The sequence below is a fragment of the Pseudomonas sp. NFR16 genome, from assembly GCF_900108875.1.
Taxonomy (GTDB): Bacteria; Pseudomonadota; Gammaproteobacteria; order Pseudomonadales; family Pseudomonadaceae; genus Aquipseudomonas.
In genome coordinates this window covers 763177-778613 of sequence record NZ_FNYJ01000002.1, presented here as the reverse complement: position 1 = coordinate 778613, position 15437 = coordinate 763177, and the positions used below count along the sequence as shown (strand labels likewise).

Annotated in this window: 12 protein-coding genes; 2 read left to right on the top strand and 10 right to left on the bottom strand. The window is 61.2% G+C overall.

The features are described 5' to 3' along the window. Positions 1-139: 139 nt before the first annotated feature. The 4 genes from BMZ10_RS12230 to BMZ10_RS12215 form a co-directional block, all read right to left on the bottom strand. Positions 140-2986, bottom strand: a complete 2847-nt coding sequence (locus BMZ10_RS12230) for a valine--tRNA ligase (RefSeq protein ID WP_093462048.1) — start codon at positions 2984-2986, stop codon at positions 140-142. A gap of 153 nt (positions 2987-3139) precedes the next feature. After that, positions 3140-3574 carry a DNA polymerase III subunit chi gene (locus BMZ10_RS12225; protein WP_093462045.1) on the bottom strand — a complete coding sequence of 145 codons (435 nt, stop codon included), beginning with the start codon at positions 3572-3574 and terminating at the stop codon, positions 3140-3142. A 7-nt stretch (positions 3575-3581) separates the two neighbouring features. Continuing rightward, the gene (locus BMZ10_RS12220) at positions 3582-4010 is read right to left on the bottom strand and encodes a DNA polymerase III subunit chi (RefSeq protein ID WP_093462042.1); all 429 of its coding nucleotides are present in this window, start codon (positions 4008-4010) and stop codon (positions 3582-3584) included. A gap of 57 nt (positions 4011-4067) precedes the next feature. Next, positions 4068-5558 (bottom strand): leucyl aminopeptidase, encoded by a 1491-nt coding sequence (locus tag BMZ10_RS12215; RefSeq protein ID WP_093462039.1) that lies wholly within the window; start codon positions 5556-5558, stop codon positions 4068-4070. Between the two features lie 303 nt (positions 5559-5861). Here BMZ10_RS12215 and lptF point away from each other — a divergent pair, with 303 nt between their 5' ends. After that, positions 5862-6980 carry an LPS export ABC transporter permease LptF gene (lptF, locus tag BMZ10_RS12210; protein ID WP_093462036.1) on the top strand — a complete coding sequence of 373 codons (1119 nt, stop codon included), beginning with the start codon at positions 5862-5864 and terminating at the stop codon, positions 6978-6980. Continuing rightward, positions 6973-8034 (top strand): LPS export ABC transporter permease LptG, encoded by a 1062-nt coding sequence (lptG, locus tag BMZ10_RS12205; protein WP_093462033.1) that lies wholly within the window; start codon positions 6973-6975, stop codon positions 8032-8034. The genes lptF and lptG overlap by 8 nt, the downstream gene beginning before the upstream one ends. A gap of 65 nt (positions 8035-8099) precedes the next feature. Here lptG and BMZ10_RS12200 read toward each other — a convergent pair whose 3' ends face one another. From BMZ10_RS12200 to gcvH, 6 genes are all read right to left on the bottom strand, one after another. Next, positions 8100-8588, bottom strand: coding sequence for an RDD family protein (locus BMZ10_RS12200; protein WP_093462030.1), 489 nt, complete (start codon positions 8586-8588; stop codon positions 8100-8102). A 97-nt stretch (positions 8589-8685) separates the two neighbouring features. Then, positions 8686-8898 carry a cold-shock protein gene (locus BMZ10_RS12195; RefSeq protein ID WP_003237709.1) on the bottom strand — a complete coding sequence of 71 codons (213 nt, stop codon included), beginning with the start codon at positions 8896-8898 and terminating at the stop codon, positions 8686-8688. A gap of 393 nt (positions 8899-9291) precedes the next feature. Beyond that, the gene (gcvT, locus tag BMZ10_RS12190; RefSeq protein WP_093462024.1) at positions 9292-10413 is read right to left on the bottom strand and encodes a glycine cleavage system aminomethyltransferase GcvT; all 1122 of its coding nucleotides are present in this window, start codon (positions 10411-10413) and stop codon (positions 9292-9294) included. Between the two features lie 69 nt (positions 10414-10482). Further along, positions 10483-11859: an L-serine ammonia-lyase gene (locus BMZ10_RS12185; protein ID WP_093462021.1), complete on the bottom strand. Its 1377-nt coding sequence runs from the start codon at positions 11857-11859 to the stop codon at positions 10483-10485. 207 nt (positions 11860-12066) lie between these two features. Beyond that, positions 12067-14931 carry an aminomethyl-transferring glycine dehydrogenase gene (gene gcvP / locus BMZ10_RS12180; RefSeq protein WP_093462018.1) on the bottom strand — a complete coding sequence of 955 codons (2865 nt, stop codon included), beginning with the start codon at positions 14929-14931 and terminating at the stop codon, positions 12067-12069. A gap of 10 nt (positions 14932-14941) precedes the next feature. Further along, positions 14942-15325 (bottom strand): glycine cleavage system protein GcvH, encoded by a 384-nt coding sequence (gene gcvH / locus BMZ10_RS12175; RefSeq protein ID WP_093462583.1) that lies wholly within the window; start codon positions 15323-15325, stop codon positions 14942-14944. Positions 15326-15437: the final 112 nt, after the last annotated feature.

Sequence of the window (15437 nt, the reverse complement as noted above, 5' to 3'; positions counted from 1 at the left end):
TGTAGGAGTGAGCTTGCTCGCGATAACGGTGTGTCAGACAACAATAATGTGGCTGATACGGCGCTATCGCGAGCAAGCTCACTCCCACAGGGTTTAGGGTAGTCAGCCAGCCCGGTGATCGGGCTGGCTGATCGGTCGATTACAAACTGGCAATCCGTGCGTGCTGCTCGGCCAGTTTGCTCAACGCCTGCTCAGCTTCGGTCAGCTTGGCGCGCTCCTTGGCGATGACTTCAGGTGGCGCCTTGTCAACGAATGCCGCATTGGACAGCTTGCCGCCCACGCGCTGGACTTCGCCTTGCAGGCGCTGGATTTCCTTGTCCAGACGCGCCAGCTCGGCGCCCTTGTCGATCAGACCGGCCATCGGCACCAGCACTTCCATCTCGCCCACCAGCGCGGTGGCCGACAGCGGCGCTTCGGCACCCGCCGCCAGTACGGTGAACGACTCGAGCTTGGCCAGCTTCTTCAGCAAGTGCTCGTTCTCGTTGAGGCGGCGCTGATCTTCGGTGCTGACGTTTTTGAGGAACAGCTGCAGCGGTTTGCCCGGTCCGATGTTCATCTCGCCGCGGATGTTACGCACGCCGAGCATCAGGCCCTTGAGCCATTCGATGTCGCCTTCGGCAGCGGCATCGATGCGCGACTCGTTCGCCACCGGCCACGGTTGCAGCATGATGGTCTTGCCCTGTGCGCCGGCCAGCGGCGCAAGGCGCTGCCAGATTTCTTCGGTGATGAACGGCATGAACGGATGCGCCAGACGCAATGCCACTTCCAGTACGCGAACCAGCGTGCGGCGGGTGCCGCGCTGACGTTCGACCGGCGCGGTTTCGTCCCACAGAACCGGCTTGGACAGCTCCAGGTACCAGTCGCAGTACTGGTTCCAGATGAACTCGTACAGGGCTTGCGCCGCGAGGTCGAAACGGAATTGATCCAGCTGGCGGGTCACTTCGGCTTCAGTGCGCTGCAGCTGGGAAATGATCCAGCGATCCGGCAGGGAGAGCTCGAATGCTTCGCCGTTCTGACCGCAGTCTTCGCCCTTGTCCAGCACGTAGCGCGCGGCGTTCCAGATCTTGTTGCAGAAGTTGCGATAGCCTTCGACGCGGCCCATGTCGAACTTGATGTCGCGACCGGTGGACGCCAGCGAGCAGAAGGTGAAGCGCAGCGCGTCGGTGCCGTAACTGGCGATACCGTCGGCGAATTCCTGACGGGTCTGCTTCTCGATCTTCTTCGCCAGTTGCGGCTGCATCATGCCGCTGGTGCGTTTCTGCACCAGTGCTTCAAGCTCGATGCCGTCGACGATGTCCAGCGGGTCAAGCACGTTGCCCTTGGACTTGGACATCTTCTGGCCTTGCCCGTCGCGCACCAGGCCGTGGACGTAAACGGTCTTGAACGGGATCTGCGGCGTGCCGTCTTCGTTCTTCACCAGGTGCATGGTGAGCATGATCATCCGGGCGACCCAGAAGAAAATGATGTCGAAGCCGGTCACCAGCACATCGGTCGGGTGGAAGGTTTTCAGGAATTCGGTCTGCTCAGGCCAGCCCAGCGTGGAGAACGTCCACAGGCCGGAACTGAACCAGGTGTCGAGTACGTCGTTGTCTTGCTGCAGCGCTACGTCAGGGCCGAGGTTGTGCTTGGCACGTACTTCGGCTTCGTCGCGACCGACGTAAACCTTGCCCGATTCGTCGTACCAGGCCGGAATGCGATGGCCCCACCACAGCTGACGGCTGATGCACCAGTCCTGAATGTCGCGCATCCAGGAGAAGTACATGTTTTCGTATTGTTTCGGCACGAAGGCAATGCGACCGTCTTCCACGGCGGCAATCGCAGGCTCGGCCAGTGGCTTGGTGGACACGTACCACTGGTCAGTCAGCCACGGCTCGATGATGGTGCCGGAGCGATCGCCTTTCGGCACTTTCAGCGCGTGGTCGTCGACACTGACCAGCAAGCCGGCGGCGTCGAAGGCAGCCACGATCTGCTTGCGCGCTTCGAAGCGGTCGAGCCCTGCGTACTGCGCCGGCAGGCTGCCGTCGATGGCGTCGTTCAGCGTGCCGTCCAGATTGAACACTTGAGCGGCGGCCAGCACGTTGGCGTTCTTGTCGAAGATGTTCAGCAGCGGCAGGTTGTGGCGCTTGCCCACTTCGTAGTCGTTGAAGTCGTGCGCCGGGGTAATCTTCACGCAGCCGGTGCCGAATTCAGGGTCGCAGTAGTCGTCAGCGATGATCGGGATGCGACGGCCCACCAGCGGCAGTTCGACGAATTTGCCGACCAGCGCCTTGTAGCGTTCATCGTTCGGGTTCACCGCGACGGCGGCATCGCCGAGCATGGTTTCCGGACGTGTGGTGGCCACGATCAGGTAATTCAGGCCTTCGGCGGTCTTCGCGCCGTCCGCCAGTGGATAGCGCAGGTTCCACAGGCTGCCTTTCTCGTCGTGGTTTTCCACTTCGAGGTCGGAAATGGCCGTGTGCAGTTTGGTGTCCCAGTTGACCAGACGCTTGCCGCGGTAGATCAGGCCGTCTTCATGCAGGCGCACGAACGCTTCTTTCACGGCTTCGGACAGGCCGTCGTCCATCGTGAAGCGCTCGCGGCTCCAGTCGACCGACGAGCCGAGTCGACGGATCTGACGGCTGATGTTGCCTCCGGACTGATCCTTCCACTCCCAGACTTTTTCGAGGAATTTTTCGCGACCCAGATCGTGACGGCTTTGGCCCTGCGCTTCGAGCTGGCGCTCCACCAGCATCTGCGTGGCGATACCGGCGTGGTCGGTCCCTGGCTGCCACAGGGTATTGCGGCCCTGCATGCGGCGGAAGCGGATCAGGGCGTCCATGATGGCGTTGTTGAAACCGTGGCCCATGTGCAGGCTGCCGGTGACATTCGGCGGCGGAATCATGATGGTGTACGAGTCGCCCGCGCCTTGCGGAGCGAAATAATTCTCGGACTCCCAGGTTTGATACCAGGAAGTTTCGATGGCGTGCGGCTGGTAGGTCTTGTCCATGCGCGGCGGGAACCTGATCTGCTTTCAGTCGGAAAAGCCGGGAAGTATAGCTTTTCAAGGCAGCGGCAAGCTACAAGCGCTAAACCGCGACCTTATGAGCGGCGCACATCGCTGCTTTTGAGCCCGGCCCGGAAGCGGCACCGAGTTGTCAGATCAGGTGTTGTATTGCGAAAGGAGCCGCTCCATCCGCGCATCCAGGCGGCGCTTGATTTCGTTTTCGATGTGCGGGGCGAAGTCGTCGATGACGTCTTGCATGATCAGTTGCGCAGCAGCACGCAGCTCGTTGTCCAGGTGCAGCAGGTCGTCCGGATTGGGTTTGCTGACGACTGGCTCGGCCTGTTCCGGCGCCGGCGGTTGCAGGGCAATGACCGGTTCGGCGGTCAGTGTCGGGATGTCATTGACGTCCGCTTCTTCAGCGGCGACGACCTGACCGCTGACCACGTCGAACAGCAACGGGATCTGGCCTTCGCCGGAAACGCTGTCGGTGAGCAGGGGAGGTTGCAGGGAATCATCGCCAAGCAACTGCCGGATCGACTCGAGGTCATCGAGCAGGTGCGCGGAATCTTTCAGGTTTTTTGAATTGTCCATCATGTGCTCAAAGACGCTGCAGTCGGTGATCTTGCAGAGGATAGCCCTGTTCACGGTAGAAGCGGAAACTCTCTCGTGCCGCCAGGCGGATGGCCGGATCCTCGACAACGATCTCGGCCACACGGGCAAAACGTTTGAAGAACTCAGGGATGCGCAGGTCCAGATTGACCAACAGATCCTGATGTTGCCCCGGGTCATCGCCGACACCGAGCGCAACCGGAGCATCCTGATCTTCCTCGCTCACGCCGTGGGGCACGAAAGTTTCGCCCTTGAAGCGCCAGAGCCGGGCATCAAGGTCTTCGCGCTGTTGCGCGTCGCTGCAGTGCAGGTAAATCCTGTGGCCGAGCCGCCAGGCTTTATCCGTGAGCTTGCAGGCGAAGTCCAGCCGCGCGAGTGGATCGGCGCTGGGCAGGATGTAAAAGTCGACTTGGGTCATGAAAGTTCCAGAGCGCCTGACGTGCCGACCCGGCGGGCCGACACGTTTCAGGGCGCTTTATACGCCAGCGCGGTCCAGCAAGTATTGGGTCAGCAGAGGAACCGGACGGCCAGTGGCGCCCTTGTCCTTGCCGCCGCTCAGCCATGCGGTGCCGGCGATGTCCAGATGCGCCCACTCGTAGGCCTTGGCGAAGCGCGACAGGAAGCAGGCGGCCGTGATGGTGCCGCCTTTCGGGCCACCAATGTTGGCGATGTCGGCAAACGGGCTGTCTAGTTGCTCCTGATATTCATCGAACAGCGGCAGTTGCCAGGCACGGTCATCGGCACGCTTGCCGGCTTCCAGCACCTGATTGATCAACGCGTCGCTGTTGCCCAGCAGGCCGGAGGTGTGACCACCCAGCGCAACCACGCAGGCGCCGGTCAGCGTAGCGATGTCGATGACGGCTTGCGGTTTGAAGCGTTCGGCGTAGGTGAGGGCGTCGCACAGCACCAGACGGCCTTCGGCGTCGGTGTTGAGGATCTCGACGGTCTGGCCGCTCATGGTCTTGACGATGTCACCCGGACGGGTAGCCGTGCCGCTCGGCATGTTCTCGGCCGCGGCCACGATGCACACCAGATTGATCGGCAATTGCAGTTCCAGCACGGCGCGCAGCGTGCCGAACACGCTGGCAGCGCCGCACATGTCGAATTTCATCTCATCCATGTTCGCCGCCGGCTTGATGCTGATGCCGCCGGTGTCGAAGGTGATGCCCTTGCCAACGAGCACGAACGGCTTGTCGGCCTTCTTGCCGCCGGCATAGTTCATCACGATCAGGCGAGGTGGCTGGGCGCTGCCTTGAGCGACGGCCAGGAACGAGCCCATGCCCAGATCGGCGATTTTCTTCTCGTCGAGCACGTCGACTTTCAGGCCCTTGTACGCCTTGCCCAGCACCTTGGCTTCTTCGCCCAGATAGGTCGGGTGGCACAGGTTAGGCGGCATGTTGCCCAAGTCGCGGGTGAATGCCATGCCGGCGGCGATGGCTTGAGCATGCTTTGCAGCGCGCTCCACCTCAGCGACGTTGGCCTTGGCCGTCAGCAGGGTCACTTTTTTCAGGGCGCGAGGATCGGCCTTCTGGCTCTTGAAACGGTCGAACACGTATTCGCCATCGGCCAGGGTTTCCACCAGCAGGCGGTTCTTGCCATAGATGTCACGGTTTTTCACGGCCAGATGATCGAGCGCGAATGCAGCGTCGGTGCCGCCCAGGCTCTTGAGCGTGCTGAGCGCGCCGCTGATGATCTTGCGGAACTGGCGATCGCTCAGCTCAGGCTCTTTGCCTGAACCTACCAGCAGAAGCCGGTCGGACTTGAGGTTGGGCAAGCTGTGCAGCAGCAGGCTCTGGCCCACTTTGCCGGACAGGTCGCCGCGCTTGAGAACGGCACTGATCGCGCCTCCGCTCAGTGCGTCGACGGTCTTCGCGATGTCGCTCAGCGTGCGGCCTTCACCGACGGCAACCACCAGCGTGGCGGTCTTCAAGGTTTCTGCACTGACGCTTTTAACAACCAATTCCATGTCGGGGTCCCCGGGTAAACTGTGGGTGATCGCAATAATCGAGTGCGCGGCAGAGTGCGCAGGTGTCTCGCATCGCCCTGCCAGCGGCAAGGCCCGCAGTTTGACCTTGCTTGCCAATGCATGACAACCCCGTAGCGTGGCCGGCGCCTGCATCGGTTGAATAAGTATCCGGCGCGCTCAGTGACAGACACACCCAATCACAGGATAATGCCGCATATTTTTTCGGTGATTCGCCGCAGCGCGTGATGGCTGATCCAATTCATTGTCAGGCTGCCTGAGCGTGACAACCCTGGAGTGTCTGGTTTGATTGTCTTCCGTTACCTGTCCCGAGAAGTGCTGGTTACCTTGAGCGCTGTGAGCGCTGTGCTGCTGGTAATCATCATGAGTGGCCGCTTCATCAAGTACCTGGCCCAGGCTGCATCGGGTGCCCTGGACCCGGGCGTGCTGTTTCTGATCATGGGCTTTCGCCTGCCGGGCTTCATGCAACTGATCCTGCCGTTGGGGTTGTTTCTCGGCATTTTGCTGGCATACGGGCGTTTGTACCTGGAAAGCGAAATGACCGTGCTGGCGGCCACCGGCATGAGTCAGCAGCGTCTGCTGTGGATGACGCTGGCGCCCGCCGCCGTCGTGTCTCTGATCGTCGCCTGGCTCAGCTTCAGCCTCGCGCCTCAGGGCGCCACCCAGTTTCAGCTGCTGATCAACAAGCAGGATGCGATGACCGAGTTCGACACGCTGGTGCCGGGCCGCTTCCAGCTGCTGCGTGACGGCAGCCGGGTAACGTACACCGAGACCATGACGGACGACCGCATCAACCTTGGCGGTGTGTTCATCTCGGAAAAGAAACTGAACGAGAAGAAAGATCACGGTATCACCGTACTGGTCGCCGAGAAGGGCCGTCAGGAAATCAAACCCGATGGCAGCCGTTACCTCATTCTGGACAACGGGTATCGTTACGACGGCAACCCTGGGCAGGCCAATTACCGCGCGATCAAATACGACACCTACGGCGCTTTGCTGCCCAAGCCTGAAATCAGCGACGAAATCACCGACCGGGACGCCATCCCCACGAGCGAGTTGCTCAATGGCGAAAACACTCTGCGCAACAAGGCTGAACTGCAGTGGCGCATTTCCCTGCCCATCCTCGTTTTCATCGTCACCCTGATGGCCGTGCCATTGGCCCAGGTGAACCCGCGTCAGGGCCGCTTCCTCAAATTATTGCCGGCGATTCTTCTGTACATGGCCTATCTGACCATCCTCATCGCCGCTCGCGGCGCGCTCGAAAAAGGCAAGATCCCGCTGGGCCTGGGTTTGTGGTGGGTGCATGCGCTGTTCCTGGCCATTGGAATGGGCCTGCTTTACTGGGAGCCTCTGCGTCTGAAACTGGCGAGCCGCCGCAGCGTGTCGGAGGTGGCTCATGGTTAAGCTCGATCGGTACATCGGCAAAAGCGTCTTCATGGCGATTCTCGCCGTGCTCGGGATCATTCTCGGGCTGGCGTCGCTGTTCGCATTCATCGACGAGATGGCTGACATCAGCGACACCTACACCTTCTGGGATGCCGGCAGCTTCGTAGTCATGACAGCGCCGCGCCGTCTGTATGAGATGCTGCCGATGGCTGCCCTGATCGGCTGCCTGATCGGCCTTGGCGCCCTGGCCAGCAGCAGCGAGCTGACCATCATGCGCGCTGCGGGTGTGTCCATCGGCCGGATCGTCTGGGCGGTGATGAAGCCGATGCTGGTGCTGATGGTCGCGGGTCTGCTGATCGGCGAATACGTCGCGCCGGTCACCGAGGCTCAGGCCCAGGCGGCGCGTTCCTTGGCGCAAGGCACCGGCGATGCGCAAAGCGCGCGTCATGGTTTGTGGCATCGTCAGGGCGACGAATTCATTCACATCAACACTGTGCAACCCAATGGCTTGTTGTACGGCGTCACGCGCTACCGCTTTGATGATCAGCGTCACATGCTCAGTGCCAGTTTTGCCAGACAGGCGAATTTCATGACCGATTACTGGCTGCTCAAGGATGTCTCCACGACGCTGTTCCATGAAGGCCGCACCGAGGTGGTGTCTGCTCCGGAAGAGCGCTGGAACGTCGCATTGAGCCCGCAGTTGCTGAGCACGGTGGTGCTGCCGCCCGAGTCGCTGTCGATGACCGGGCTGTACGGGTACGCACGCTATCTGGCAGATCAGGGCCTGAGCAACGGCCGTTACTGGCTGGCGTTCTACACCAAGATCCTGCAACCGCTGGTGACGGTGGCGCTGGTGCTGATGGCCATCTCCTTCATCTTCGGGCCGCTGCGCTCCGTGACATTGGGTCAGCGCGTGTTCACCGGCGTGCTGGTCGGTTTCACCTTCCGGATCGCGCAGGACCTGCTCGGGCCTTCAAGCCTGGTGTTCGGGTTCTCGCCGCTGTTCGCTGTTCTGGTGCCAGCGGGTATCTGTGCACTGGCAGGGCTCTGGCTGCTGCGTCGAGCGGGTTGATCGTCAGCGGACAATGAAAAAGCCGACCTCAGGGTCGGCTTTTTTGTGTCTGAGTGATCGCCTGGCTATTGCTTTCGTTTCGGAATCCGCACCAGCTGCGTCTCGGAATACAGGTCGTGCCAGCAGCGCTTTTGCTTGTCGAACAGGCTCCAGAAAAAACCGAGCCCCACGCATAGCCACGACGCGATCGCGACGACGAAACGCAGCAGCGCTTGCCAGAGGCTGATGCCGGTTCCGTCCGCGTTTTGCACGCGAATGCCCCAGACCTGCATGCCCAGCGTCTGGCCGGCGTGGGTCCAGAACTTGGCGAAGAACGCGAACAGGACGAACAGCAGAAGCGTGGAGAGCAGGGGATCGCCGTCCAGCGCGCCTGAGTCGGACAGCTGACGCAATCTGGTCTCGCCCACGACGCTCATCCAGACAAGTTTGTACAGGAAGGTAGTTACCATCAGCAGCGCAACGCACAGCAGCGCGTCGTAACAGATGGCGGCCATGCGACGGCCCAGACCGACTGCGGGGAAATCACCCTGTGGGCTTAGCAGGTGCTTGGGCATCTCGGACGCTCGTTCACGGGGAAGCGGGCAGTGTACGAAATCGCGGGCATAAAAAAGCCCCTGATGTCGCCATCAAGGGCTTTTATGCTTTCAGCGATCAGCCTTCAGCTTGTACTTCATCAGCCTGCATGCCTTTCTGGCCTTGCACGGCAACGAAAGTAACTTTCTGGCCTTCTTTCAGGCTCTTGAAGCCGTTGCCCTGAATAGCGCGGAAGTGGACGAACAGATCCGGACCGCTCTCTGGAGTGATAAAACCAAAACCTTTCTCGTCGTTAAACCACTTAACGGTACCGCTCTGACGTGTAGACATTTTCTTATTCCTAAACGCATAAATTAATGACAGTCCCTTTCACACGAAAGAGTACTGGGCTGGTTGCAGGAAGAAGAAACGTAGAGCGGGATGTAGCATTGCTTTTGGCGCTACTGCCCAGGTCACGATCCCAGCGACCTATGCAAACACAGTTGAGAAACTCTACGCTAACTCTCGCAGAAAAAACAAGCCCCGCTGATGCCCGGTTTCAGGGGGTTTGGCCGGTTTTTTGAAAACTTTAACCACATCGAGGGGATCGATAGTTTTTAATATCGAAGCCCCTTGGAAAGTGCATTTTTTTGACAGTTTGATTGCTGTTTGAGCGAGCGCCAGACTGCGGCATGCGCACAGTTGAATGCACTGTTGCGGTGCCGCAGTTTCTTGACGCGCCTGTCAGCCGCGGAAGTAACGTGGCGCAACGAAAGGCATTTTGCTAACGAGCATCGGTACTTTCTTGCCACGAACGATTGCCCAGACCGGTGTATCCAGCGCTGTGAATCCTGCGTCCAGGTAGCCCATTGCCAGTGGTGCGCCGAGGGTCGGTCCGAAGCCGCCGCTGCAGATCGAGCCGATCACTTTATCGTCGGCATCGACAATGTCAGCGCCCTCGCGCACCGGCGTGCGCTCTTGCGGCAGCAGGCCGACACGCTTGCGAGCCGCACCGGTTTGGTGCTGGGCGAAGATTTGATCAGCGCCTGGGAAGCCGCCTGCGCGAGTGCCGTCGGCGCGACGGACCTTGGAAATCGCCCATAGCAGACTGGCCTGAATCGGCGTGGTTTCGGTATTCATGTCATGACCGTAGAGGCACAGGCCTGCTTCCAGACGCAGCGAATCACGTGCGCCGAGGCCGATTGGCGCGACTTCCGGCTCAGCCAGCAGGCGACGAGCCAGCGATTCGGCCTGGTCGGCCGGGACTGAAATCTCGTAGCCGTCTTCCCCGGTGTACCCGGAACGGCTTACATAGCAGTCGATGCCGTCGATCCGCGCGGAGGTGTACTGCATGAAGGTCATCTTCGCAACTTCCGGTGCCAGGCGAGCCAGCGCCGTGACGGCCTGAGGACCTTGCAAGGCCAGCAGTGCACGCGCTTCGAACAGCGGCGTGATCTCGCAGCGATTGCCGATGTGCGCGCGAAGGTGAGCGAGGTCTTCGTTTTTGCAGGCGGCGTTGACCACCAGCATCAGTTGCTCGTTACCCAGATTCGCCACCATCAGGTCGTCGAGGATCCCGCCGGTCTCATTGGTGAACATGGCGTAGCGCTGCATGCCCACCGGCAGGTCGATGATGTCCACCGGCACCAGGGTTTCCAGCGCACGGGCGGCATCAGGGCCGCTCAGCAGGATCTGTCCCATGTGCGACACGTCGAACAGGCCAGCCTGATCGCGGGTGTGCAGGTGTTCTTTCATCACGCCCGCCGGGTATTGCACGGGCATGTCGTAGCCTGCGAATTCGACCATCTTGGCACCCAGTTCCCGGTGCAGGGCGTTGAGCGGGGTTTTCAGCAGTTCAGCGGACATCGATGGCTCCTTGAATGTGTTTACGTGCGCCGGCCTGAAAACCGGAAACGCGATGAAAGTGGGCTGATATCAGCACTCGATAATGTTCACGGCCAGCCCGCCCCGGGCTGTTTCCTTGTATTTGCTTTTCATGTCGGCGCCGGTCTGGCGCATCGTCCGGATGACTTTGTCCAGCGAGACGAAGTGCTGACCGTCGCCGCGTAACGCCATGCGTACCGCATTGATGGCCTTCACCGACCCCATGGCGTTGCGCTCGATGCAGGGCACCTGAACCAGGCCGCCGATCGGGTCGCACGTCAGACCGAGGTTGTGTTCCATGCCGATTTCGGCGGCGTTTTCGACCTGCTGAACGTTGCCGCCCAGCACCTCGCAGAGCGCGCCGGCGGCCATCGAGCAGGCGACGCCGACCTCACCCTGACAGCCGACTTCGGCGCCGGAGATCGACGCGTTCTCCTTATAAAGAATGCCGATGGCGGCGGCGGTCAGGAGGAAGCGGACGACGCCGTCTTCGTTCGCACCGGTGATGAAACGCATGTAGTAATGCAGCACCGCAGGAATGATGCCTGCCGCGCCGTTGGTGGGCGCCGTGACGACGCGTCCGCCGTTGGCGTTTTCTTCGTTGACGGCCAGCGCGTAAAGATTGACCCAATCCAGCACGGACAGGGCATCACGCAAGGCGGCTTCCGGGTTTTTGCACAGCTGGCGATGCAAGGCTGCCGCGCGCCGCTTGACCTTCAGGCCGCCCGGCAAGATTCCTTCGTTGCGGCATCCCGCTTCGACGCAGTCCTGCATGACCTGCCAGATATTCAGCAGTCCGGCGCGGGTCTGCGCTTCGGGTCGCCAGGCGGATTCGTTGGCCAGCATCACCTGACTGATCGACAGCCCGGTGCTTGCGCAATGGGCCATCAGTTCCTTGCCGGTCTTGAACGGGTAGGGCAGTGGCGTGCTGTCCTCGACGATACGGTCGGCACCGGCAGCGTCTTCATCGACGACGAAACCGCCGCCCACCGAGTAGTACTCGCGGCTGCGGATCTGCAGGCCGGCGGCGTCGAAGGCGCGGAAAATCATGCCGTTGGGATGGTAGGCCAGCGGCTTGCGAATCATCGCCAGGTGCTGCTTTTCGATGAACTCGATGCTGTGCTCGCCCAACAGACTGATCCGCTCGCTGCTGCGTATGCGTTGCAAGCGTTCGGCAACGTGCTCGGTGTCGACGGTGTCCGGATGCTCGCCTTCGAGCCCCAGCAAGACGGCCTTGTCGCTGCCGTGACCTTTGCCGGTGGCGCCGAGCGAGCCATATAGCTCGACCCGCACGCTGGTGGTGCCGGAAAGCAGGTCGTCACGCCGCAGCCCTTCGGCGAACCGTGCCGCAGCACGCATGGGGCCCACGGTATGAGAGCTGGAGGGGCCGATGCCAATCTTGAACAGGTCAAACACGCTCAGGGACATGATTGGGCTCCGGTGTTGTTTTTATGGTTATTGCAGGCTGATCGGGCTGGGCTCAGTCGCAGCAAACTCACTCCTGCAAGGTCGGGGCGTTCATGCATATCTGTGCGCCACAAGCGTGTAGAAGTGAGCGTGCTCGCGAAGTGATTTCAGCACCACGCGGGATCTATCTTGAAAAGGGCCACTGCTCGCACAGTAGCCCCTTATCCGTCACGCGTCCTGATAGCTTTCGATCGAAGGACAGGCGCAGACCAGGTTGCGGTCGCCGAAGACGTTGTCGACACGACCGACCGGAGGCCAGTATTTGCCTTCGATCAACGAGGCGACCGGATACACCGCCTGCTCACGGCTGTACGGGTGGCTCCATTCGCCGACCAGCTCGGCCGCCGTGTGCGGTGCGTTTTTCAGCGGGTTGTCTTCTTTGTCCAGCGCGCCACTTTCCACTGCGCGGATTTCCTCGCGAATCTTGATCATCGCGTCGCAGAAGCGGTCCAGCTCTTCTCTGGATTCGCTTTCGGTCGGCTCGATCATCAGCGTACCCGCTACCGGGAACGACATGGTCGGCGCATGGAAGCCGAAGTCGATCAGACGTTTGGCGACGTCATCGACGCTGATGCCGCTGGTTTCTTTGAGCGGGCGCAGGTCGAGGATGCATTCGTGCGCTACCAGGCCGCTGCTGCCGGTGTACAGCACGGGGTAGTGCTCTTCCAGGCGGCGCGAGATGTAGTTGGCGTTGAGAATTGCCAGTTGCGAAGCGCGTTTCAGGCCTTCGCCACCCATCATGCGGATGTACATCCAGGTGATCGGCAGAATGCTCGCGCTGCCGAAAGGTGCCGCGCAGACCGCGCCTTCCTTGCGTTCCATCTTGCCGTGACCCGGCAGGAACGGCGCCAGATGAGACTTGACTCCGATCGGGCCGACGCCCGGACCGCCACCGCCGTGCGGGATGCAGAAGGTCTTGTGCAGGTTCAAGTGAGAGACGTCGCCGCCGAACTTGCCCGGCGCACAGAGGCCGACCATCGCGTTCATGTTCGCGCCGTCGATGTACACCTGGCCGCCGTTGTCGTGAATGATGCTGCAGATTTCGCGAATGCCTTCCTCGAACACGCCGTGGGTCGAAGGGTAGGTGATCATCAGTGCCGCGAGGTGATCGCGGTGCTCGATGGCCTTGGCGCGCAGGTCTTCGATGTCGACGTTGCCGCGTGCGTCGCAGGCGGTCACGACCACGCGCATGCCCGCCATGTTGGCGGTGGCCGGGTTGGTGCCGTGGGCCGACGAAGGAATCAGGCAGATATCGCGACGGTCATCGCCACGGCTCTGGTGATACGCACGGATGGCCAGCAGGCCGGCGTATTCGCCTTGGGAGCCGGCGTTGGGCTGCAGCGAGATCGAGTCATATCCGGTCGCGGCGCAGAGCATCGCTTCCAGCTCGTCCGTCAGTTGCTGATAACCGGCGCTCTGTTCAGCGGGCGCGAAGGGGTGAAGGTTGCCGAACTCGGCCCACGTCACCGGGATCATTTCACTGGCGGCGTTGAGCTTCATCGTGCACGAGCCCAGCGGGATCATGGTGCGGTCCAGAGCCAGGTCCTTGTCCGCCAGACGGCGCAGGTACCGCATCAGTTCGGTTTCGGAGTGATAGCGGTTGAAAACCGGATGGCTCAGGATCGGCGACTGACGCTGGAGTTCGGTGGGCAGGCGGGCTTGAACGCTTTCGGCCAGCGAATCGAAATCGGGCAGTGCCTGGCCTTCACCTGCGAACAGTTGCCACAGGACTTCCACGTCGGCTTGCTGGGTGGTTTCGTCCAGCGATACGCCCAGACGATCGGCGTCGACTTCGCGCAGGTTGATCTGCTGAGCGCGCGCCTTGGCATGCAGGTCGGCAGTCTTGGCGCCGGTGTTGAGGGTGATGCTGTCGAAGAACGAAGCCTGCTCAACGTTCAGGCCCAGCGTGCTCAGGCCCTCGGCAAAAATCGCGGTCAGCTGGTGCACACGATTGGCGATGCGGGTCAGGCCGCGCGGACCGTGGTAGACGGCGTACATGCTGGCGATGTTGGCGAGCAGAACCTGCGCGGTGCAGATGTTGCTCGTCGCCTTCTCGCGGCGAATGTGTTGTTCACGCGTCTGCATCGCCAGACGCAGTGCGGTCTTGCCGAAACGGTCGATCGAAACGCCTACCAGACGGCCCGGCATGTCGCGCTTGTAGGCATCTTTGGTGGAGAAGTAAGCCGCGTGTGGGCCGCCGAAACCCAGCGGCACGCCAAAGCGCTGGGCGCTGCCGATGGCGACGTCCGCGCCGAATTCACCGGGTGGCGTCAACAGGGTCAGCGCCAGCAGATCCGCTGCAACGGCAACCAGTGCGTTGGCGGCATGGAAGCGTTCGACCAGGTCGCGGTAGTCGAACACGTCGCCGTTGCTGGCCGGGTATTGCAGCAGCGCGCCGAAGAATTCGCTGACGTCGGTCAACCGGCTTTCGTCAGCCACGACAACGTCGATACCCAGAGGCTCGGCGCGTGTGCGCAGGACATCCAGGGTTTGCGGGTGGCAGTGGGCCGAGGCGAAGAATTTCTGGCTGGACTTGTTCTTGCTCAGACGCTTGCAGAAGGTCATGGCTTCGGCGGCAGCGGTAGCCTCGTCGAGCAACGACGCGTTGGCGATCGGCAGGCCGGTCAGGTCGCTGATCAGGGTCTGGAAGTTCAACAGCGACTCGAGACGACCTTGGGAAATCTCGGGCTGATACGGGGTGTAAGCGGTGTACCAGGCCGGATTCTCCAGCAGGTTGCGCAGAATCGGTGCCGGCGTATGGGTGTTGTAGTAACCCTGGCCGATGTAGGTCTTGAACAGCTGGTTTTTGCTGGCGATGGCTTTGATGTCAGCCAGCGCATCGGCTTCGCTCTGACCTGCCGACGGGCCCAGTACGCTGGTGCCTTTGATGGATTCGGGGATGACGCTGGCGCTCAGGGCTTCCAGCGAGTCAAAACCGAGCGTGGCAAGCATGGCTTTTTCATCGTCGGCGCGCGGGCCGATGTGGCGTGCGATGAACTCGTTGGCGGTGCTCAATTCGATGCGGTCAGTCATGGCAGTCTCCTCAGGCTTCGGCGTTGGCTTTGATCAGACGGTCGTAGGCGTCCTGATCCAGCAGTTTGCCGACAGCGTCTGCGTCGGAAGGAATGAAGCGGAAGAACCAGCCCTGGCCCAGCGGGTCTTCGTTGACCAGTTCGGGATTGGCGTCCAGCGCCGGGTTGACCTCGACGACTTCGCCATTGAGCGGCATGTACACACCGCTGGCGGCTTTGACCGATTCGACCGTAGCGGCTTCTGCGCCTTTGTCGTAGGACGCAAGCTCGGGCAGTTGCACGAAAACCACGTCACCCAGTGCGTCCTGCGCGAACGCCGTGATGCCGACAGTCACACTGCCGTTAGCCTCGGCGCGCAGCCACTCGTGATCTTCAGTAAAACGCAACTCGCTCATGAAATCTCCCCAGATGAAATCGCTCGTCGTTGGCGCGAGCATGATGGGTAGCTGCTTAGCAAGTTTGCGGCCAACCTTGCTTGGCGCCTGTAGATCAAGGCTTTCAGCGATT